The sequence below is a fragment of the Cohnella massiliensis genome (genome assembly GCF_900169535.1).
Taxonomy (GTDB): Bacteria; Bacillota; Bacilli; order Paenibacillales; family Paenibacillaceae; genus Cohnella; species Cohnella algarum.
The window spans coordinates 1,112,319-1,132,404 of record NZ_LT821259.1 but is presented as its reverse complement, the minus strand read 5'-3'; the positions used below and the strand labels follow the sequence as shown (position 1 = coordinate 1,132,404).

18 protein-coding genes, 3 pseudogenes and 1 riboswitch are annotated in these 20,086 nt (G+C 49.8%); of the genes and pseudogenes, 4 read left to right on the top strand and 17 right to left on the bottom strand.

The window, feature by feature from the left end; all coding sequences use genetic code 11:
* Positions 1-21: 21 nt before the first annotated feature.
* The 11 genes and pseudogenes from B7E11_RS19015 to tnpA form a co-directional block, all read right to left on the bottom strand.
* On the bottom strand, positions 22-1,104 hold the full coding sequence (locus B7E11_RS19015) for a sensor histidine kinase (protein WP_080837498.1): 1,083 nt from the start codon (positions 1,102-1,104) through the stop codon (positions 22-24).
* A 6-nt stretch (positions 1,105-1,110) separates the two neighbouring features.
* Complete coding sequence (locus tag B7E11_RS19010; RefSeq protein ID WP_080837496.1) at positions 1,111-1,797, bottom strand: response regulator transcription factor; 687 nt, start codon at positions 1,795-1,797, stop codon at positions 1,111-1,113.
* A gap of 147 nt (positions 1,798-1,944) precedes the next feature.
* Positions 1,945-2,280, bottom strand: coding sequence for a four-helix bundle copper-binding protein (locus B7E11_RS19005; RefSeq protein ID WP_080837495.1), 336 nt, complete (start codon positions 2,278-2,280; stop codon positions 1,945-1,947).
* 91 nt (positions 2,281-2,371) lie between these two features.
* Entirely contained in the window at positions 2,372-3,574 is a 1,203-nt protein-coding gene (locus tag B7E11_RS19000) for a multicopper oxidase family protein (protein WP_080837492.1), read from the bottom strand.
* Positions 3,575-3,719: 145 nt separating this feature from the next.
* A pseudogene (tnpC, locus tag B7E11_RS18995) lies at positions 3,720-4,685 on the bottom strand (IS66 family transposase); the annotation flags it as partial.
* 128 nt (positions 4,686-4,813) lie between these two features.
* Entirely contained in the window at positions 4,814-6,550 is a 1,737-nt protein-coding gene (gene ltrA / locus B7E11_RS18990) for a group II intron reverse transcriptase/maturase (protein WP_176220815.1), read from the bottom strand.
* A gap of 571 nt (positions 6,551-7,121) precedes the next feature.
* Positions 7,122-7,712: pseudogene (locus B7E11_RS18985) on the bottom strand (transposase); the annotation flags it as partial.
* A 71-nt stretch (positions 7,713-7,783) separates the two neighbouring features.
* Complete coding sequence (gene tnpB, locus B7E11_RS18980; protein ID WP_080837486.1) at positions 7,784-8,140, bottom strand: IS66 family insertion sequence element accessory protein TnpB; 357 nt, start codon at positions 8,138-8,140, stop codon at positions 7,784-7,786.
* Positions 8,137-8,922, bottom strand: a complete 786-nt coding sequence (gene istB, locus B7E11_RS18975) for an IS21-like element helper ATPase IstB (protein ID WP_080837483.1) — start codon at positions 8,920-8,922, stop codon at positions 8,137-8,139. Before istB ends, tnpB begins: the two co-directional genes overlap by 4 nt.
* Positions 8,919-10,121, bottom strand: coding sequence for an IS21 family transposase (gene istA, locus B7E11_RS18970; protein WP_245809766.1), 1,203 nt, complete (start codon positions 10,119-10,121; stop codon positions 8,919-8,921). The genes istB and istA overlap by 4 nt, the downstream gene beginning before the upstream one ends.
* A gap of 166 nt (positions 10,122-10,287) precedes the next feature.
* Complete coding sequence (gene tnpA / locus B7E11_RS18965; protein ID WP_139787254.1) at positions 10,288-10,617, bottom strand: IS66 family insertion sequence element accessory protein TnpA; 330 nt, start codon at positions 10,615-10,617, stop codon at positions 10,288-10,290.
* 260 nt (positions 10,618-10,877) lie between these two features.
* On the opposite strand from tnpA, the gene B7E11_RS18960 reads away from it, so the two are divergent.
* Positions 10,878-12,290, top strand: a complete 1,413-nt coding sequence (locus B7E11_RS18960; RefSeq protein ID WP_245809765.1) for a transposase — start codon at positions 10,878-10,880, stop codon at positions 12,288-12,290.
* Between the two features lie 317 nt (positions 12,291-12,607).
* Positions 12,608-12,880: pseudogene (locus B7E11_RS31130) on the top strand (four-helix bundle copper-binding protein); the annotation flags it as partial.
* An 83-nt stretch (positions 12,881-12,963) separates the two neighbouring features.
* On the opposite strand, the gene B7E11_RS18955 reads toward B7E11_RS31130, so the two are convergent.
* The 4 genes from B7E11_RS18955 to B7E11_RS18940 all read right to left on the bottom strand — a co-directional run bounded on the left by B7E11_RS18955 (position 12,964) and on the right by B7E11_RS18940 (position 15,061).
* The gene (locus B7E11_RS18955; protein ID WP_080837476.1) at positions 12,964-13,167 is read right to left on the bottom strand and encodes a DUF2933 domain-containing protein; all 204 of its coding nucleotides are present in this window, start codon (positions 13,165-13,167) and stop codon (positions 12,964-12,966) included.
* A 20-nt stretch (positions 13,168-13,187) separates the two neighbouring features.
* On the bottom strand, positions 13,188-13,427 hold the full coding sequence (locus B7E11_RS18950; RefSeq protein ID WP_080837473.1) for an SHOCT domain-containing protein: 240 nt from the start codon (positions 13,425-13,427) through the stop codon (positions 13,188-13,190).
* Between the two features lie 100 nt (positions 13,428-13,527).
* Positions 13,528-14,319, bottom strand: coding sequence for a prolipoprotein diacylglyceryl transferase (lgt, locus tag B7E11_RS18945; RefSeq protein ID WP_080837470.1), 792 nt, complete (start codon positions 14,317-14,319; stop codon positions 13,528-13,530).
* On the bottom strand, positions 14,309-15,061 hold the full coding sequence (locus tag B7E11_RS18940) for a prolipoprotein diacylglyceryl transferase family protein (RefSeq protein WP_080837467.1): 753 nt from the start codon (positions 15,059-15,061) through the stop codon (positions 14,309-14,311). The genes lgt and B7E11_RS18940 overlap by 11 nt, the downstream gene beginning before the upstream one ends.
* A gap of 319 nt (positions 15,062-15,380) precedes the next feature.
* Between B7E11_RS18940 and B7E11_RS18935 the strand changes: the two genes are divergently transcribed.
* Complete coding sequence (locus tag B7E11_RS18935) at positions 15,381-15,950, top strand: C40 family peptidase (protein WP_176220814.1); 570 nt, start codon at positions 15,381-15,383, stop codon at positions 15,948-15,950.
* A 42-nt stretch (positions 15,951-15,992) separates the two neighbouring features.
* Here the strand turns inward: B7E11_RS18935 and B7E11_RS18930 are convergent, their stop codons facing one another.
* Complete coding sequence (locus B7E11_RS18930; RefSeq protein ID WP_080840886.1) at positions 15,993-16,448, bottom strand: C40 family peptidase; 456 nt, start codon at positions 16,446-16,448, stop codon at positions 15,993-15,995.
* Positions 16,449-16,489: 41 nt separating this feature from the next.
* Positions 16,490-16,624: riboswitch (cyclic di-AMP (ydaO/yuaA leader) on the bottom strand.
* A gap of 149 nt (positions 16,625-16,773) precedes the next feature.
* Positions 16,774-18,225 carry an LTA synthase family protein gene (locus B7E11_RS18925; RefSeq protein ID WP_139787253.1) on the bottom strand — a complete coding sequence of 484 codons (1,452 nt, stop codon included), beginning with the start codon at positions 18,223-18,225 and terminating at the stop codon, positions 16,774-16,776.
* A 320-nt stretch (positions 18,226-18,545) separates the two neighbouring features.
* Between B7E11_RS18925 and B7E11_RS18915 the strand changes: the two genes are divergently transcribed.
* Entirely contained in the window at positions 18,546-20,033 is a 1,488-nt protein-coding gene (locus tag B7E11_RS18915) for an IS5 family transposase (protein WP_080837459.1), read from the top strand.
* The last annotated feature ends 53 nt before the right edge of the window (positions 20,034-20,086 follow it).

Genomic DNA, 20,086 nt, shown 5'->3' with positions numbered 1-20,086 from the left:
TAGCACGATAGGGGAATCTTTTTAAATGGCGTTGATCGGCAATTGAACGTAGACAATCGTCCCCCCTTCACTCCCTTTATTGTGGGCCCAAATTTGTCCGGAATGGGCTTCTACGATCGATTTGGCGATCGACAGGCCCAGACCGCTACCGCCGGATTGTCGGCTTCTGGATTTATCGGTACGGTAAAATCGTTCAAATACGTGAGGAATTTCGCGAGTCGGAATGCCGATTCCAGAATCCTCAATCGCTAGCGTGACGCGTTCTTCTCTCTTATGAGCATAGATTCTCACATATCCGCCTACATCCGTAAACTTCAAGGCATTGGAAAGCAGGTTGTTCCAGACCTGAATCATCCGGCTTTCATCCCAAGACACTTGGATATCCGGAATGTCATCAATGCTAAAGTGAATGGACTTCTCCATGAATGCGGCTTGATTGAGCTGAACAATTTTATCGATATGGTCCCGTAGGGAAAAGTTTGTTCGTTGTAGAAGAAAATCCGGGGATGAGAGTTCATTTAATTGTTCCAAGTCGTGCACCAAGTGGATTAATCGATTGATTTCGTCTTGGCAGGATTCCAGTCGTTCGGTTGTCGGTTCCCATATTCCATCCTTCATAGCCGATAGGAAACTTTTCAAGGTCGTTAGAGGCGTTCGCAATTCATGAGCGATGTTCTCGCTCATCGCTGTCCTGAGATCCTGTTGATACTGTAACTGTTCCGCCAGGTAATTTAAAGCTTGACCGAGCTCGGACATCTCATCTTTATTGGTTGACCGGACCCGGGTTTTCAAATCTCCATGAGATATCGCAAGCGCCGCCTGCTTCATCTTTACCAATGGGGATGATATGCGCCGGGCAACATATACGCTTAGCAATCCAGCTAAAATGATCGAGAAGACAATAGTCAACATTACCGACTGAATAATGGCTTGTTCCAAATGTTTGTTTAGCATTCCGTTGCTTTGGCTGTGTGCCGCTTCCTGCCCATAAAGTTGAAAGTGAAAATGGGTGGCATTCACAATGGCGATACTTGCAACAACTAAGATTGCCCCCGACCACAGCATTAAAAGCACGCTAATCCGAAACGAAAGTTTTTTGCTCATCGGAAATTACCCTCCAGAATAGCGGTAGCCAACGCCGTAAACGGTTTGTATGTACGTTGGCTTTTTAGGATCGGTTTCAATCTTTTGGCGAATATTTTTAATATGCTGATCAATGGTTCGCGTATCACCCTCGAAATCCAAGCTATGTATTTTCTCAATCAGTTCTTCCCGGCTAAAGGTCCGACAAGGATGACGAACGAATACCAATAGAAGCTTATATTCCGCTCCTGTCAGGGGAACGGGTTGATCCTTCAATAAAACTTCGTTACGAACAGAATCAACAACCAGCTCTCCATTCTTGGAGACAATCCGGTCTGCCAGTACATCTTCTTCGTTCGTTCGTCTAAGAACTGCACGGATACGTGCCAGTAATTCTGCCGGGTCAAACGGCTTTACGATGTAATCGTCCGCCCCGATTTCTAAACCATGGACTTGTTGTGATTTTGCCGATTTTGCCGTTAACATGATAATCGGAATCGAGCTTCGAGCCCTGATTTGTTGGCACAATACCTCGCCGCTTATATCCGGCAGCATCAAATCCAATAAAATCAAATCAACGGACGTACGCTCAAGGAGCGCCAGAGTTTGATGGCCTGATTCGGCTTCTTCAACTTGATACCCGCCATGTATTAAATAGGAAGTCACGACTTGACGAATTTTAGGTTCATCTTCAACGACCAATATCGTCCTCATTCTTTTCCTCCAATTGATTTCGCCATCGTTAATTATTGCCCTTGCTACGATAAATTGTAGTTTCAACGAATGATGCAGTCAAACGGGAAACAGAACTTGTCCGAAGCCGGCAAGTTCTGTTTCCCGATCTGAGGTCTGACCAACAATTCAAGCAGCGACCATCATATTTTTGCAAATCTCTGCACATTTAAAGCATGCTTCAGCACACTGTTGGCAATGAGCTTCCGAATGTTTTTTGCACTCGGTACCGCATGCTTCACAAATCTTGGCGCACAGTTCGCAAATCTGATGGACATACGGACTGTTTCGCGACATGGCTTCTGCTGCGAACGAACAGATAGCTGCGCACTCGACACCCAATCGAATACACTCTTTCATCATCGCCATATTGTTTTCGTTCAGACAAGCATCGTAACAATGGTTGCACGCCTGCATGCAGCGCAAGCATTCGTCAATACAGGCTTGATAACGTTGGTGCGACATTTTAAGTTCCTCCTTTGTTTTTTTTACTACAAATTGTAGTTATTCCCGGAAATCCAAAATCTATTTGCACCGTTTTCTTGGATACCTTTGGTTACTTCACATATTTGACGAGCGCCATTAGACCTCCCGGTTCGACCGAAGCATTCGTCGTATGGTGCAGCTCATGGCAATGGAATACCCATTCCCCCGGACTATCGGCAATAAAATCAATGTCGAAAGTTTCACCCGGATTGACGGTAACGGTATTCATAATTTGAGGTGAAGTCAGCGGATGACCATCTTTGGCAATGACTCGAAAATCGTGACCGTGCAAATGCATGGGATGTGTCCCATTGCTAATATTCGCAAGCCGAATTCGTATCAATTCTCCTTCCTTTACTTCAATGGGCTGGGTATCGGGAAAAGACTTTCCGTTAATCGTCCAGTAGTTGTAATCCATACCCATAACGGTGCTTCCCGCTTGATTATTCGGCGATTTCGAAGGCATTTCCATCATGCTGTGCAGTTGGCTCGATTTGTCTTTAAGGCCCTGCTCCATCATGCTTCGGATATCGCCTTTTTTCTTTAACGGCTTTGGTTCCCCTTTTGCCATTCCAGACATTTGATCATTGTTATTTGTTGCCGTGCCTCCAGCTTTATCGGGTATATTCCATCCGCCGAAGATCATGGCGTATTCGCGATCATGCTTGAGGGACTCCTTCTGCGGATCAATAATCAACAAACCGTACAAGCCTTTATCGATCTGCTGAATACTGTTGAAGTGGGAGTGGTACATGTACGTGCCGGCATGATTCGCGGTGAATTCATACGTAAAAGTCTCTCCGGGTTTTATGGCTTGCTGAGTGAATGACGGGACGCCATCCATCTTATTCGGAACGTGCAGTCCGTGCCAGTGAATCGAGGTCTCTTCGGGCAAGCTATTTTTAACGATGACCCGAATGGTATCCCCTTCGTTGGCGCGAATAACAGGCCCTGGCACAGTTCCATTAAAAGTATCAGCATCTGTTTGAACGCCTGAAACCAGTTCCCATTTGGCGACTTTGGCTTCCAGCTTATATTCGCGTACTTTACCTGTTGGTTGGACCGAATCCGTTTCAGCCAAAGCTGGCAAACTGCGCAGTTTTTTGGTCGTTAGTATGTCCGGGCTGGCTGCCTGAGCATGCATCGAGCCCTGGTTGGGAGTATTTATTTGTTTCGGGCTAGGTTTTGCATTCAACGAACGGGGTGTCGATTGGCTGCAGCCCGAAGATATAACTGAAGCAACGACAATTAGGAATAGTGGATTCCATTTCATATGCTAACCACTCCTCGATTTTGCTTGCCTGTAGTATGTGGAAACGGAGGAGGATTATGCGTCAGCTCGATCCTAAGATGTCGTTAACCGTAAGCGTCAAATAGCCCCCACCTGTATTCGGGATGGGGGCTGATCTATGCTTTTGTTATGAAAATACGCGACAAGTCAGTGGGAGCGATGTTGACCACGGTAAGAAGGGCTCTAACGCCTCCGGGTCACGAGGATCCTCCAATTGAGGCAACTGCTCGAATAGGTACTTTAGGTACTGAAACGGATGCAGCCCATTCTCCTTGGCCGTCTCGATGATGCTGTAAATTGTGGAGCTTGCTTTAGCACCGCGCGGTGTATTGGCGAACAGCCAATTCTTTCTCCCGATCACGAACGGTTTTATCGACCGTTCGCTTCGGTTGTTATCGATCTCCAACCGCCCGTCCTTTAGAAATACGTTCAGCTTGTCCCACTGATTTAGGCTGTAGGCGATTGCTTGTCCGACCAGACTTTTCGGCAGCGTTCTTGATCGCTGCTGACGAAGCCATGCCGAATAAGCCTCTACGACCGGAAGACTTCGCTTCTGGCGCTCGGCATGACGTTCTTCCGGCGTGACGTCCTTCAGATCGCGTTCGATTGCAAAGAGCGCGTTGCAGTATGCCAGTCCCTGACCGGCCACTGTTTCCGATTGCTTCTTCGATTCGGGCGGTGCTGCTTTGAGCGCCTCGTCGTACTTGCGTCTGGCATGCGCCCAGCATCCGACTAACGTTACACCGGCGACTTTATGGTAGCCCGGGTAGCCATCCACATGCAGATAGCCTTTAAACCCGGATAAGAAGTTCCGGGGATGCTCGCCGCCCCGCGTCTTCTGGTAGTCGTAGATGACAGCCGGCGAAACGCCGCGTCCGGTGCGATACAACCACAGGTACGACGTCGATTCGGCCGATTTCCCTGGTTCGCGCAGCACCTGCAGCGTCGTTTCATCCGCATGGAGCGCTTCCTGCCGAAGCAAGTACGCTTTCATGGCCGCGACGATCGGCGCGAGCCATTGCTCCGCGCCATAGATCATCCAATTCGCCATCGTCTGGCGGGACAGCGTGTACCCTAGACGCGCGAACTGCTGTAGAATAGGCGCAACCCGACCCATCCTTGAGGATAGTTAGACGGTCACGCCCTTCTCCGAACCGGACGTGCGCCTTTCGGCGCATCCGGCTCTCCATCTAAAGTGGCTTTGTGCTGCGCGATTTGCGGTTAGCCCTGTTCTTTACGTTGTTTCCTTTTGTAGCAGGAAATGCATAGCGCAGTCAGGTACTCGTTCCATTCTTCCTCGGAGTGTTCCAGATGTGAACTCGCATCTTGAAAGTATACATGCGTGTGCCTTTGCGTCAGCTTCCGTTTACACTCGGCACAGCGGCCCTTCTGTCGCTTCACCACGTCCGTTCGAAATGAAAACCAGTTGTCCCGTCCGAATAAGCGGTGGAGAAATCGTTTCTTGTGTACATTCAGAAGGTTTTTCAGCTTCCTGTCGCGTTCTAGCTGCGCTCGATCTTCTTTGATATACGGATGTTTTTGGGAACATTGATTGATGTATTCAATCTTGTAGTATTGCAGTCGATCCAGGATGTGCGCGCCCCCGTTCGCTTCATCTTTAAAACCGAAGTTGCGAGCGGCATATTTCCGATATTGGGGGTGATTCTGATTCATGTTATACGGAAACAGATAGGTTCCGGCGACTTGGACTCTGGATTGGCCTGTTCTTTGGGTGAGTCGATGCAGAACCAGCCACCACAAGAAATTGTCAATATCCCTGAATATTTCTTTGGAGTTTCCTCGTCGGAAATATTCGGCGAATCCCCGTATTTTGACGTTTAGCATCTGGATTGCTGTTTCGCCGGGAAGGTGCCGCAGCATTTTAGAATCTCGCGACATGATGCGTTTGAACTTCTGAATCGCTTTACGACTTGGTTTCACCAGCACCATTTGCTTGTCTTGCCGTCTCCATCTTCTGATGTTGAATCCCAGGAAGTCAAAACCGCTGTCAACGTGCGTCACCAGTGTTTTTTCGGCGGACAGTTCCAGTTTCAGGTTGTCCTGCAGGAAGCGCCTGACCTTCTCTTTCAGTCTTTCCGCATCTGCTTGGGTTTTGCACAAGATCACAGCGTCGTCTGCATATCGGATGATGAAACAGGGCAGGTCTGATTTCCTTCGCGCCCAATCCGTTCGGTTTTCATACAGATTGGCAATAAATTGGTCCAGCTCTGTGAGGTAAACGTTCGCCAGAAGGGGACTGCACAGGCTGCCTTGTGGAGTACCCATTTCCGTTTCCTGAAATTCTCCGTTGTGGAGGAGACCGGCATTCAGCATGTTTCGGATGAGTTTCAGCAGCTTTTTGTCATGGATGTTTTTGGCTAACAGACTCATCAGAATATCGTGGTCTACGTTGTCGAAAAAGCCTTTGATGTCCATCTCTATGGCCCAATGGTACTGCTGCTGCTCCGCGAGCCGGCGAATTCTTTCGATGGCATGGTGTGTGCAGCGAAACGGACGGAATCCATAGCTGTGGCGGTACTGTTTGCTTTCATAGATGGGTTCCAGTACACTGCGAACGACATCCTGGGCTACTCGGTCGGCGATCGTGGGTATTCCTAGCGGCCTCTGTTCTTGCGGTTTGTGCGGCTTCGGAATGAATATGCGCCGTACCGGTGATGACGTCAGGTGCCGGAAGATTTCCTTGACCTGTTGCCGTAGGCCCCGTATTTGCTCGTCAGACGTGTAGTCTTTTCTGGTTTTTCCATCGATCCCGGGAGTCTTGGAACCGGAGTTGCTGAGTACTTTGTCGATGGAAAGGTCAATGAGCACATTCCATCGAAGCAACTGGTGCAGTTTGGAAAAAGTACAGTTTTGAATCGCTCGCCGCGCCAAACGTGTTTGCGTTTCGAATCTCTTTCCTCGGTAGAAGGTCGGAGCGAAGGTGGAAATCGCAATCACCCCTTTGTCAGGATGGACAGGGGCTCTACTTTTGCAAATACGCCTCACTTTAGACTGGAACCCTTCGCCGTGTAAGGGGCTTTCCCCCTCTCGGACTACTACGGTTCCTCCGTCCCTGAATGTTCACGTCAACGAAGCGGTCCAGCCCGAGCGGGCCGAACATCCAGGTTCCCACGTTCACTGCATCGAATCTCGCTGCCTTAGGTCGTCACTATACGCGGGGAGAATCTGCATTCTTGCACCTCTGTAGAATACAGCCACCGATTCATCGGGTCGGCAGACCAAAGAGCAATAGTCTGCCGCTTCTACCACCCCATCCGTATCGTCCATCGATTTCGGATGTTTACCGTGACCGCGCTTCTGCCGTGACTTCGTTTGCACTGACCGTAGCAGGTCATCGAGGCTAGCCCTGCCTCTTGGGGAGATGGATTCCCCTCACAGGTACATTGTCGGGTGGGCTTCACACCTCGGATATGCTCGTATCTGACGCATGCCACCCTAGCCTGACCGGGTTGAGGTACCCCTGTCGCTTCCTTTTAAGGAAGCCTTTCTATGCAGCGCCTCGTGGCGCACGTTCTTGCCGATACAGCGGCAAGCCGTCCACGTACTTCTGGCTCATGACATACGCTAAGCTGGACGGCGAAGCCAAGCTTCCTGGGTATACAGGTTTGGGCATTGGCGCCGTTACAATTGGCGTTTGAATGTCTTCACGTTCGCAGCGGCGGCAAGCATACACATGCCGAACATGGCGAACGATCTTCACTTGTGGTGGCACGACGGCGATTTCACTGCGCGTCTCGGTGCTCATCTCGTGCAGCGAGAAGCCGCAGCATTCACATACCTGCTCGCCTTCCGCCAGTTGGTACGTCACCGTTTCTACCGGCAGCTTGGAGAGATCCGCTTCGCGTTTGCCCGTCTGTTTGCGCCGCGCGTACGTGATCTCTTCCATGGGCGGCTGTTCGCCGGCAGGCATTGCGAGCACTTCGGCTTCGTTGAACAGATTCAGCTCCATTTGGTCCGGATGCGTCTGCTCGCTGGAGGCGCCGAAGCGCTTGTGCTGGGCCAGGCGGAACTGTTCCTCGTACCATTTGAGCTTGGTGGATAGTTCGGCAACCTGTCGCTGGAGGGATTCAATTGTGGGGGATTCCGTTCGATTTTCCATACGTTATATTTTCGTCACGATGGAGGCGATGCCTGCCGATACATATGTCGAAACAGGTAAGGAATGGATTGCTAAATGACGGCAGCGGCGGTCACTTTGGGGTGAGCCTGCTGCTGGCTGAGCGAAAGTCCATCCAGCAGCCAGCGGAGCTCGCGGGTAGTGACCGTGACCGGTTCGCCGTGATCCTTGGGCCACTCAAACGTGCCGCGCTCGAGCCGGCGGTAGAACAGCCAGAAACCGTTGTGCTCCCAGTATAAGATTTTTAGTTTGTTACGCTCGCGGTTGCAAAAGACGTACAAGCATGGGGAGAATGGATTTAGCCCGAGTCCCTCTTGGACGAGAGCAGCCAGTCCGTCGATTGATTTTCGTAATGTCAAGATCAAACGAAAATTCCCCAAAAGAATCAATTGAAAGTTCCCCAATTTCATCGGTCAGCTTCTGATTCGCCCGTTGATTCGGGGCGAAACAAGCCGGCCTTTTTCTTCTCCTTAATTCTGTAGCTCTCTCCCTTGATGTTCACGGTGCTCGAGTGGTGAAGAAGGCGGTCGAGGATCGCCGTCGCAAGCACCTTGTCGCCGAAGATGTCTCCCCAAGCGCCGAACGTCTTGTTGGAGGTGAGGATGATGGAGCCGCGCTCATATCGTTCCGAGACAATCTGGAAGAAGAAATGTGCGGCAGTCTCGTCCATCTTCCGATAACCGATCTCGTCAATGATGAGCAGGTCCGGCTTGATGAACACTTTCATCTTCTGCTTAATCGTATTGGTCAGATGCGCCGTCTGCAGCGCCTGTACAAGATCGTGTGCTGTTATGAAGTAAACTGAATAGCGATGTTTAATCGCCTCCAAACCAATCGCCACGGCTAGATGCGTCTTACCGACGCCGGGCGGCCCTAGGAAGATGAGGTTCTCTTGGTGCTCAACGAATCGTAATGTGGACAGATCCCGAATCCGCCGTTCGTCAATCGACGGCTGGAAGACGAAGTCGAACTGGTCCAGCGTCTTTCGGAACGGCAGGTGCGCAAGACGCGTCCGCGTTTGGATGAATCGGTCATGCTTGGCAAGCAATTCTTCCGCCAGGAGATTGTCCAAAAACTCCAAATACGGTATATTCGCTTTAGACGCTTCTTCGGCATGCTGGTGGATGATCTCCGGAATGCGCACCCATCCAAAGTGACGCATGGCAGCTTCCAATCGTTCTTGCAGAATCATTGGAACATCGCCTGTTCCATGAGCGATTCATAGACCGAAAGCGAGCGTTCCAACACTTCTGGTGCGGTTTGCGGTACATAACGAGGCGTGGGCTCTCCAACCGGACGACTCGTGGCTGTACGGATCCCCTCGAAGTGTTTTTTATTGCTGACGACTTGATGTCTGCCTAACGACTTCGGATGTTCGGCAATGAGCTGGCCATTGAAATAGAAACGCAATGTGCCGTTCTTCTCGTCCTGGACTTCGACTGTAGCACCGACGTACGCGAACGGTACCGAGTAACGATTGGCGTCGTAAGACACGTAGCAATCCGCGGCCACCTTACGATGGAGCCGATCCGCGTAAGCGAAGGAGACCTCGGGAAGCGGCCGCAATTCTTCCTCTTCCCACAGCTCTGCCGGCACACGATGCGTAGTGCCGTGTACCCGCTGGTTCGCCACCGTATCGAGCCAGCGGCGTACTTGGTCGTTAAGATCCTGCAGCCCGGTAAAGCTGCGTATGCGCGGCCAAAAGTTCTTTCGCAAGTAACCGACGCCGTTCTCGACCTTGCCTTTCGTACGGGGCCGGTATGGCTTGCAGCGGCGCAGCACGAACCCGTAATGTCGAGCGAACCGCGCAAAGCGCTCGTTCCAGATAACCTCGCCATTGTCGGCTTGACCGCTCACAACGGTCTTCATGTTGTCGTAGAGGCACGTCTCTGTAACGCCGCCGAAGTATTCGAACGCCCTCGTATGGCAGCCCAGAAGTGTCTCCAGCCGTTCATCCTCCGTGAACTCCACATACATCGCCCGCGAGTAACCCAGCACCATGACAAACGCGTACAACCGCTTGTGTCCGTCGTCCAGCGCAACACGGAAATGTCCCCAGTCCACTTGAGCCTGTTGTCCCGGCTGCGTCTCGTAGCGTTCGGTAGCCTTGGACTGTACTGCTGGTCGTAAAGGCTGCATGAACATGCGCAGGATGGTGATGCCGCCGGTGTAACCGCGCTCACGAATCTCATCTCTCGCATTCAGGCATCCCTCCGCCATGCGGCTGCGAATGTAGTCCTTGTAATCGTCAAGCTTCCCCTCAACCGGCTTCCGCTTTGGGTAACTCCCCGGCTCATCTGCCTGCAGCCACTTCCTGACTGTCTTGCGATCTCGACCAAGTTCTTCAGCAATCTGCGTGATATTCATACCGCGTTGCAACATCTCTTTCATCCTGAAAAATTCCCCATTCTTAACCAATCTCGACTCTCCCCTCCGGGGAGTATGTCGGCTAGAGGTGGGGATTTTTCAACTGATGATATTGAGGATTTTACAACTGATCTTTACAGTAAGTCCGTGCTTCCGCAAGCCAAATATACCTGCCGGGTGGTTAGCTCGCTTAGCATACGACCTCCAAAGCTTGACTCACGTCGCGGAGCAAGGCTGGATTAAACCCGGCGTCGACCTCGATAACGGCTGCACCGACCCTAACGCGAAGAGGGCAAGCGGACAAATTGGCTTCCGGCTCAGAAGTGATTCTAGCTTTGACGAACGCAGTAGGCTTGGCAGCAGTAGTATCGGTAGGCGAATCGCTAAGTCTTTTCATCCAAGTGTAGAGCTGACGACGATTTACCTGATTGGCTTCGCACCACCTTGTTGCTTTTTCACCGCTGGAACGGAAAGCAGCGATGCGGGCTTCCCATTTCTTCTGTACATCTTCTCTGGCCATGAAAAATCCTCCCCTGATTTGAATAGCCTCTCGGCATTCGCCGAGGCAGATGGGACAAGGGTTTCCTTGCGCCATCTCGACTTCCTTCCTCCCACTTTCTGTGGGGGGATTTTTTATTTCAACCGGAACCCGAACTGGAAAAAATATTTCGGTTTTCGGCTGTTTCTTTGTCGAAAACACTTGACTTTTTAAAAATCGCTCCAAAATCGCGCGGGAAGGGGTTGAATTTCCCCTTACTACTCGTGATCGGAGTGTTGCCCTTGAAGCCTGCTTTTGTTTCTCATGCCGACTACCAGCGCGTCACCCTGGACCGACTGCGCCAGTATTACACGAACGGCGCTGCCGTGCTCGTACGACGGGATTGGCCTGTCATCTGGAAGTGTCTCATTTCGGACCTTTCCCATACCACGACGTTCCTTCGCGATCGTTACGCGGATCAGGGACCTGCCCCCCGCGACCCGGCTTCCATGCTCCGTTCGTACTTGCTCTTTCTACTCGTCAAACCCGAGATCGGCCTCACCAAATGGGTCGATGAGTTGCACCGTGTCCCACTCTACGCCATCCTCAGCGGCTTCGAACCCGGGGATATACCCGGCGTCGGGACGTTCTACGACTTCCTTTCACGTTTCTGGGATGCCGACGAGGACAACCTGAAACCGAAGAAGAAGCCTGTACGCCGTAAGCCGAAGCGCGGCAAGAAAGGGGAGAAAGCCCCGACCACCTCGCCCGGCAAAGTGGAACGGCTCGTCAAACGCCTGCTCCGTAGCGGCTTGCCGTTCCGGAAGCAGCCTTTTGATCGGCTCTTGGAATTCTTCCAATCTCAGATTGTAGCGGTGTCGGCCAAACTGAGTCTGCTGGGGGACCCACAGGCGCTCGCGATCGCCGGCGATGGCACGCCTGTCGTGACCGCTGCGTTCCCCCGCAGCAAACCGCTGTGTGATTGTCATGCCCGCGGCATAGCGAAATGCCACCACCCTCGCCTGTACTCCCAACCCGACTGCGACCTCGGGTGGGACAGCGCTCGAGAGAAGTACGTGAGCGGATACCACCTGTACATGCTGACTGCTGCTAACAGTCACCATGATCTGCCGCTGTATCCTCGGCTTCAACCCGCCTCGCGCCACGATGCAGTGAGCTTTGTAGTCAGTACCGTGGAATTTTCGCAACGTTTCACCTTGGGCATGGTGGAGAAGATGCTGCTGGATGCCGCTCATGATGCCTCCGCCATTTACGATCTGCTTCAGCACCAAGGCGTTCAGCCGTTCATTGATCTCAATAAACGGGCTACAAAATTTCTGCAAACCGTCAAGGATATGAAGATTTCCCCCAAAGGCATCCCGATCTGCCCGGCGGGCAAGCCCATGAAACCTTACGGCTACGACCATACCCGCAACCGGCAGAAATGGATGTGCCCGATGATGCAGGGCCGAACCACCAACACTTGCGCCACGCCATGCTCCGATGCTAAATACGGCCGCACCTACCACACGTGCGGTAAAGACAACCCGCGGCTGTTTCCGTCGGTGCTTCGCGGCTCCCAAACATGGAAGCTGATCTACAAACGCCGCACCTCGGTCGAGCGCTCCAAAAGCGCGAGAAAGTTGATTACAAGCTCGAAGCTGGCCGCCACCGCTCCACCAAGATGTGGTACATCCGCATCTACGGCATTATGATGTGCCAGCACATTGATGCTTGGTTTGTTCACCGCCACGAGGAGTTGGAGCGGCTACAGCCGCAACTGTTTCAGCATGCTTCTTAATCCCTGAATCGCTTCTTTTCGAAAATGCACCTCATCTTGTTTTGTTTGCCATGCCTATTTTTGAAAGTGACTTTCACATCCAGATTTTCCTGCTCATTTTTCATATCTACAGCCTCTTTTCTGATCCGATCTCCCCCTTAATTCCGAGAGTCTATTTGATTCTGAGGAGGATTATCTCACGGTTACCGCAAGGAACGAAGGTGGGGAAGGTTTGACGCTTACTGTTATAGAACACGTGATGTTCTATTGAGCAGACCCGATGTTCAAGCCAGGAGGACTCAGATCAAATTATTGGGGGATTGCGCGGCGGTATGCGAACTGTGTGCCCAGTTCATGTCTGAGAATAGCTTATTGATGAAATCGATCTGTGAATATTGCGCATATGTTTGTGAAGTCTGCGGAAACGAATGTCTGAAACATCGGGATCAGGAGTCTCAAATGTGCGGACAAATGTGCTTAAAATGCGCAAGGGAATGCCGTGCGATGGCCATGCAAATGAACTAATACAAAAGAACCGTTACCCAACTACATCGCTTGCAGGAGGGTGGCGGTTCGTATTAATTCACTTTTTTCAATCCTACAATCTCTCAATTCAATCGGCGGTTTTCTTCGATCATATCCGCCATTTTGAAGTTTAATTGTTGAACTTCACTTTGCAATGAATGATCGTCCGCATGTGTTGGGGATTTGTTCTTATCTTTGGATCCATGAGTTCCATGAGACATTCCCCGCATGCAGACGATCATCATCAATGGACAAGCTAACAATAGCACTAGCTGCAACCAGTTCAAATGAATCTCCTCCTCATCATTTATCGGGATAGGTTATTCCGTCTATGTTCGTATTCTTCATCGCTTATTTCGCCTTTGGCATAACGTTCTTTCAACACCATCAGAGGCCGATCTTCAATATTGCCATTCCTCATTAATTTTCGAACGACTATATAAACTGTAACGCCGATTGCAATAATCAATAGAAGCAAACCCACCAACATAACTATACACATCATGATCATCATCGAATTATCCATCATCATGGATCCATTCATCATCAAGCTCGACCTCCTTGAACTGAGTTGGGCTCGGTACGGCTCTGCACTTATTGTACCCGAACAATATGATGAAAATATGAGGGTTTCTGAAGTGTGCATTTTATTCTGAACGCGCACTTTCAACATTGAATGCGGACCGCCGTAACTTGAGGACTAACATCACAATGACGCACGCCATGATGATCGTCACGCTTGTCCACTGTCCCGCAGTCCAGTTCAACAAATATCGGGGAGAATCACCTCGTAAGAATTCCAGGCCAAAGCGCCCCGCAGCGTATAACATGTTGTATATGAGAAAGAGATATCCGGTTGGCAATTTTTTTGATTTTAAAGCGATCAGTATGGCGAAAACGACAAAATCCAATTGCCCCTCCCATATCTCGGCCGGCCATAACGGTTGTGAACCGTAGGCGTCGTATGCAAAAGTTCCCTTAGGGTAAACGATGCCAAATCCGGAATTCGTCGGAGAACCATATGCATCTCCGTTGAGAAAACATGCAATTCGGCCAATGCCCTGGCCAAAGATAATCGCTGGTACTAGTATATCCGCAAATTCCAAGAAGGAGATGGATTTTACTCGGGTATAAATGAATCCCGCGATAAGTCCGCCGACAAGCGCCCCTTGTATGGCAAGTCCACCCTCCCATATTTTCACGATCTGCCCAAGATGCTGAGAATAATAAGGCCATTGGAAAAAGAAAACATGCCAAATTCTTGCGCCAATAATTGAACCGATTACCGCATAGAAGAGCACTCCCAACACGTGCCCTTGATATTTGGTTCCACGGGCAAAATAATAAGCAATAGATGCGCCCAACAAGATAGCAACGGCAATTACGACACCATAAGATCGAAGAGCGAAATCGCCGATTCGAAACAATTCAACTCTCATTGAACTCACCACTTTCTCCGTTAGATTCGGATCTCGTTTCACGCTCTGGCACTTTTATCGTCATCATGATGAAACCAATGATAATAACGACAATGGCAATCCATTGATCCATCGTTAAGTTCAGCCATATGGAGGATTTGGGTTTCAGCAAGGAAACGAAAAGCGAAATGATCCCGTAGCCGATAAAACCATGGGAAGCCATCTTGCCTTGACCGATGGACAGTTTAATAATGTGCCATAGGAGCGGTAATAAGAGCAACAATTGATATGCATTAACCGGGTGATACCGGTATTCAGGATCGGATATTGAAATTCCCCAAGGCAACATCGTTCGAAGGCCGTATTGCCAATGGGTTACCAAGTAAATCATCACCGAAGAAATCAACACGATGGATAGAACATCTGACGCTTCTCTCCAGTCGGCCTTACTCCTCCACCATCGATGTAGTAAATACATCATCGCGCCTGCAAAGGCGATTCTCGAACCGAGAGTTGTTCCAGGGTAAAACAATAGCGAGAACGGATTTGTAAGAAGTTGCGGTTCAGAAAATAAAGGGCTTACTTTCCATATCAAGATGCCAATCAATAAGGCGTTGAAAATGATATCCAAATGTTGAAGCGCATGCAGCGATTTTTTTCGGACGACCATTCGAGCGATTGAAAATCCAATAAGCGCGGATACACCATAATAAAACCAATCAGCCCGAATGACAAACGGTCCAATTTGCAGTACGCCTGTCATGACACGCCCCCATGTAGCAATAAAGGTTTCATCATCTGCAGTCCTCCTCTTCCCGGGAAACCACTTTATCGATGTTTAATACTACACAAAGTAGTATTTAAAATCAAAGTTAGAACTGCCGAAGTTATTTTTAATTATTACGGATTGTAGTATTAAAACTCGGATTCGTCAATCCAGGGAATATGAATTTTCGCTGGCATACCAACTGCTTTACCAACTTACCAAAAATTACGCCTTCAAAACTGCAAAGTTAACGTGTTAGCATATGCCTCGCAGCACCCCCCACCAATTCAAAATGGGAACAGGAGGATGTTTGAGGATGAGTTTGAGAATGAAAAGAAAGCTTGCCGTTGGATTTCTTGTGGCAACATTTAGCTTGGGCGTAGGAATTTCGAGTCTAGCGGACCCCGTTAGCGCAGCTCCCGTAACCAACCAAAGCCAGGTAAGTTCCGTAAGACAAAATATTATTAACAAAGGCTTGAAGTACTTGGGAACCCCGTATGAATTCGGTTCGAGCCGCAGCAACACTCGTACGTTCGATTGCTCCGACTTTGTCCGTCAGGCTTACAAGGAAGGGGCAGGTATTACGCTTCCTCCCGATTCGCGAAGCCAAGGCGCATATGTCAAAAACAATGGCTACTATACGACAAACTGGAGAGATCTGAAACCCGGGGACATTATGTTTTTCATGTCTTATAAAGGCAGCAAAGATTCCGATTACAAGGGAATCGACAAGAGCAAAGAGCGTATTACGCACAACGGCATCTATTTGGGGAATGGGAAAATTCTGCAGACGTATTCCGTCAAATCCGGAGGCGTACGAATCGATTCGATCGCAGGGACCCAATGGGAAAAACGCTTCTTGTTTGGAGGAAGCGTCCTTAAATAACGGACAAGCCCGCCAACTCGCGTTGGTGGGCTTGTCCGTTATTCAGGCATAGTTCTTATCGGATGAGTGTTCATCCTCAATCATTGCTGCATAATTCTCACCGCTCGCCACACGTCGTGCGGTAACATAACGTTTCTCATAATACGAATCCGACAATTTGCTTATCGTGACACCTTTACTGCTCGAAGCGTGAGCGAATTTGCCACTCCCTAAATAGATGCCGGCGTGCGAAATTCCTTGCCCGTCCGTATTGAAAAACACGAGATCGCCCGGACGAAGTTCGTCCTTCGCCACCTTGGTCCCAACTTGTGCTTGCGACTTGGAAGTCCGGGGCAGCTGGGTATCAAACTGGTCGAAGATGTAACGAATGAATCCGGAACAGTCGAACCCTTTAACCGTTGTGCCTCCCCACTTGTATGGAGTGCCAACGACATCGTTCACGGCCTTGTTTAGCTCGGGTTCATCGGCAAAAACACTTCCGGCACTTGCAAACAACATGGTGGAACCTAACAACAACGCTGCGATTTGCTTTCTCAAAGCTGTTCTCCCTTCGTTGCCTACGAGGTTAGCTGAGGGTTCGGTAGAAGGTTCCCTATAATCCCTTGTTTTCAGGATTAATACACCCAAGACGGTTCCCCCGTTTTCCGACTTCGGAAATTCGGCAATATGATGATTTATTATTACACAGTGTAGTACAATTCGATTTTTTCTTTCGAAATCCTCCAATTACAAAATTAGAATATTATCATTTATTTTTTGCCTTATTCGTCTTTGTATTCAAATGTTCTACATAATCAAAGTATAAAATACAGACATATGAACATTATCGATCCGGCAGTGACTGCACATAGCTGTCGGACATTCGCAGCAACTGTAACGCATCGTCAAATTGTTTTGGTGTTGCAGCGGTTTCTTGCGCTTGGCCACCGCTAAATTTGTAAGAAATCCCGTCATCATAGCCGTCGACCGGTACAAATACCCCTTTGTCGGTAATCAATGAACCGGATGGCAAATAATAGCGCTCAGGCAATAAATTCGTGGAATGATTCAGCAAATCCTGACCGAAATGGATATTGCCTTTCATTGATATTCCAAGTAAGTTGGAAACTGTAGGAAAGATATCCGTTTGTCCTCCAACTGTAGGGATTATTTGCGGAGAGACGCCAGGAATCGAGATCATCAAAGGAATGTTTAACATGTCCTGAACATCATACTCGCGTCCATAAATTTCTTTCATTAGGTCCTTTTCGCGAGTGCTTAACGTGTATTTGGGAAGACCTAAATGATCTCCATATAGGATGACAACGCTGTTATCCCAAATTCCGGTATCCTTCAACTTCTCAACGAACTGGCCAAGCGCCTTATCCGCATAATTCTGGGCTCGGACATAGTTCCCGACCAGCGTATTTTCGAATCGAGCCGGGAGTTCCATATTGTACTTGCGTTTAGGCAAATTGTACGGATGATGGCCGGACATCGATAAAATTTGAACATAAAACGGGTTGCCGCTTTTCCGCATGTCAAGAAGCTTATCCGTCGTTTTTTGGTACAGCACTTCATCCGATGAACCGAACGCGACAATATCGCTGTTTCCGAAATAATCGTCATCATAATAAGTTTGCCATCCGAGCGCTTGATAAAGATTGTTTCGATTCCAGAAGCGTACGTCATTCGTATGAAATGTCGCTGTCTGATAGCCATTGGCTGCTAATAACTTTGGCATGCTTGGCAGCTGTTTATTGGAGTAGACCATTGTCGCAGCGTCCCATTTCGGCACGTAAAGCGACGTATTGACCACAAATTCGGAATCGGATGTATTACCTTGACCCACTTGTTGAAAGAAATGAGGGAAATATAAAGATTCCCTCACGAGTTTGTTCAAATTCGGAGTTACTTCCTGTCCATTGAGCTTCAGGTTGATTAGAAAGTTCTGAAACGACTCCAATTGGATCAGAATGACGTTTTTCCCTTTCGCTTGCCCCCAATATTGGGGAGTCGTCAAGTCGGGATTGTCGATGTGTTTGAGCTGATCAATAGAAGCTTGGGTAATCTCTTCATAAAGTGACGGTTTATCCTCCATGCTTGCAAACGCTGAATATACTTGGTAATTGAGAATATCCATCGCTTCAGCTTGTCTTAATTCGTTGATAATATCCTTGTTACTCCAAATTCCAAAGAACGAAAGAAAAATCGTTATACCCAACCCAATCCAGACGAATCTGTTTCTTTTCTTGACATTTTTTTTTGCTCCATTCCCGAAATCGACGACTCGCAAGCAACAAAATCAAAAACACTACGATATCGGAAAACAGGAACAAAAACGAAGCGTGCATGAGCGAAAAGACGCTGCCTTTCACTTCCGTTACTTGTCCGATCTGTTTTAGCGTTTGATAGGTCGGAATCACTCCGAAATATTTGTAATAAATCGTAACGGATATATACACTGCTGAAATAAGGAAATCCGCAATTAAATAGGGCTTGCTGAACGAAAGAAAAATCCAGTAGCAGCAAGGGTTTAGCGCCTCTTTTGTCGAATTCAAGTGCAAGGAAAACGGGTTTATCCCGTGAAAAACCGTGCACGTGGAGGCGTCCAGATTGTATCAGCGAACCGAGAGCCAAATGATCTTGCCAGGCGACTTCTTCCTTCCGTTCGGCGGGAAGCTTGCGGAAGATAACCGCTGGGTATTGCTGGCCCAGATGATTCCGTGGTGGAAGCTCGAAGAGAAGTATGCGAAGAACTTTAAGAAGAGCCTCAAGGGTCAAAAGGCCGTATCGATCCGTGTCGCGCTCGGCGCCCTCATTATTCAGGAGCGGCTCGGCACCGACGATCGGGAGACGCTTCGTCAGATTCTGGAGAACCCGTATCTGCAGTACTTCCTCGGTCTGCCGGAATACCAGTACCGCCGTCCGTTTCACCATTCTCTCATGACACACTTCCGCAAGCGGCTGGGCGGCGAGATCCTTGATGAAGTGAATGAGTGGATCGCCCTTGAAGAAGCGCGCAAGTCCAGCGAATCGGATGATTCATCGGACGACAATGAACCTGGCAGCGGAACTGCCGCAGCGTCCGACGAGCCGTCAGAACCGCAGCCGCGGCAGATGGAACTGACGAACGAGGGCGAACTGCTGCTGGATGCGACCTGCGCGCCGGCGGACATCGCCTACCCGACGGATCTGTCTCTTCTGAATCAGGCCAGAGAAAAGCTGGAGAAAATCATCGACATCCTGCATGAACCGGAACGCGGAAAGACTCGCAAGGCAAGAACATACCGGGAGCGTGCCCGCAAAGCCTATCTGGCGATTGCCAAGCAAAGGCGCGTGAAGCCGCGCACGATGCGCAAAGCAATCGGCAAGCAGTTGCGGTTCGTTTCCCGTGATCTGCGCATCATCGCCGAACTTGCCTCCACGGGCGGCCTGACGCGGCTGCCACGCCGCATGTACAAGGAACTTCTGGTCATTCAGGAATTGGTTCGCCAGCAGCAAGCGATGTACGACAAACGTACGCACAGCGTACCGGATCGGATCGTCAGTATCGCGCAGCCGCACGTGAGGCCGATCGTGCGCGGTAAAGCCCGCGCGAACGTCGAGTTCGGGGCGAAGCTGGCGATCAGCGTGGTGAACGGCTACGCATTCCGGGAGCAACTGTCCTGGGACAGCTTCAACGAAGGTCAGACGCTGCAGGCCGCAGTGGAACGCTACCGCGCTCGATTCGGCTATTATCCCAAAGCGGTGCTGGCCGATCAGATTTACCGCACGCGGGACAACTTGCGCTTCTGCAAGGAGAAGGGAATTCGACTGAGCGGACCGCAATTGGGGCGTCCGTCATCCGCCGATCAACAGGAGCAGAAGAAAATCGCCAAAGCGGATGCAGCCGCGCGCAATGCGGTGGAAGGCAAGTTCGGTGAAGGCAAGCGCAGCTATGGGCTTGGCCGTATTCGAGCGCACCTTCAGACGACCAGCGAGACCGTAATCGGGCTGCAACTGCTGGTGATGAACCTCGAAAAGAGACTCCGGGTTCTCTTTTTGCCCGTTTTGCAATGGCTATTGTCGAGGCTCGCAGTTCGTTTGCTCGTGTCACCGTAAAATGTGACCCGTTCAGCAAGCCCTAAATAGGCCAGAAATTTACGCCTCGAAAA

Bases quoted from the DNA above. Each gene is read 5' to 3' on its own strand.
- B7E11_RS19015 (WP_080837498.1), bottom strand. From the start codon at position 1,104: ATGAGCAAAAAACTTTCGTTTCGGATTAGCGTGCTTTTAATGCTGTGG.
- B7E11_RS19010 (WP_080837496.1), bottom strand. From the start codon at position 1,797: ATGAGGACGATATTGGTCGTTGAAGATGAACCTAAAATTCGTCAAGTC.
- B7E11_RS19005 (WP_080837495.1), bottom strand. From the start codon at position 2,280: ATGTCGCACCAACGTTATCAAGCCTGTATTGACGAATGCTTGCGCTGC.
- B7E11_RS19000 (WP_080837492.1), bottom strand. From the start codon at position 3,574: ATGAAATGGAATCCACTATTCCTAATTGTCGTTGCTTCAGTTATATCT.
- tnpB (WP_080837486.1), bottom strand. From the start codon at position 8,140: ATGAAATTGGGGAACTTTCAATTGATTCTTTTGGGGAATTTTCGTTTG.
- istB (WP_080837483.1), bottom strand. From the start codon at position 8,922: ATGATTCTGCAAGAACGATTGGAAGCTGCCATGCGTCACTTTGGATGG.
- istA (WP_245809766.1), bottom strand. From the start codon at position 10,121: ATGAAAGAGATGTTGCAACGCGGTATGAATATCACGCAGATTGCTGAA.
- tnpA (WP_139787254.1), bottom strand. From the start codon at position 10,617: ATGGCCAGAGAAGATGTACAGAAGAAATGGGAAGCCCGCATCGCTGCT.
- B7E11_RS18950 (WP_080837473.1), bottom strand. From the start codon at position 13,427: ATGATGAATGGATCCATGATGATGGATAATTCGATGATGATCATGATG.
- lgt (WP_080837470.1), bottom strand. From the start codon at position 14,319: ATGAGAGTTGAATTGTTTCGAATCGGCGATTTCGCTCTTCGATCTTAT.
- B7E11_RS18940 (WP_080837467.1), bottom strand. From the start codon at position 15,061: ATGACAGGCGTACTGCAAATTGGACCGTTTGTCATTCGGGCTGATTGG.
- B7E11_RS18935 (WP_176220814.1), top strand. From the start codon at position 15,381: ATGAGTTTGAGAATGAAAAGAAAGCTTGCCGTTGGATTTCTTGTGGCA.
- B7E11_RS18930 (WP_080840886.1), bottom strand. From the start codon at position 16,448: ATGTTGTTTGCAAGTGCCGGAAGTGTTTTTGCCGATGAACCCGAGCTA.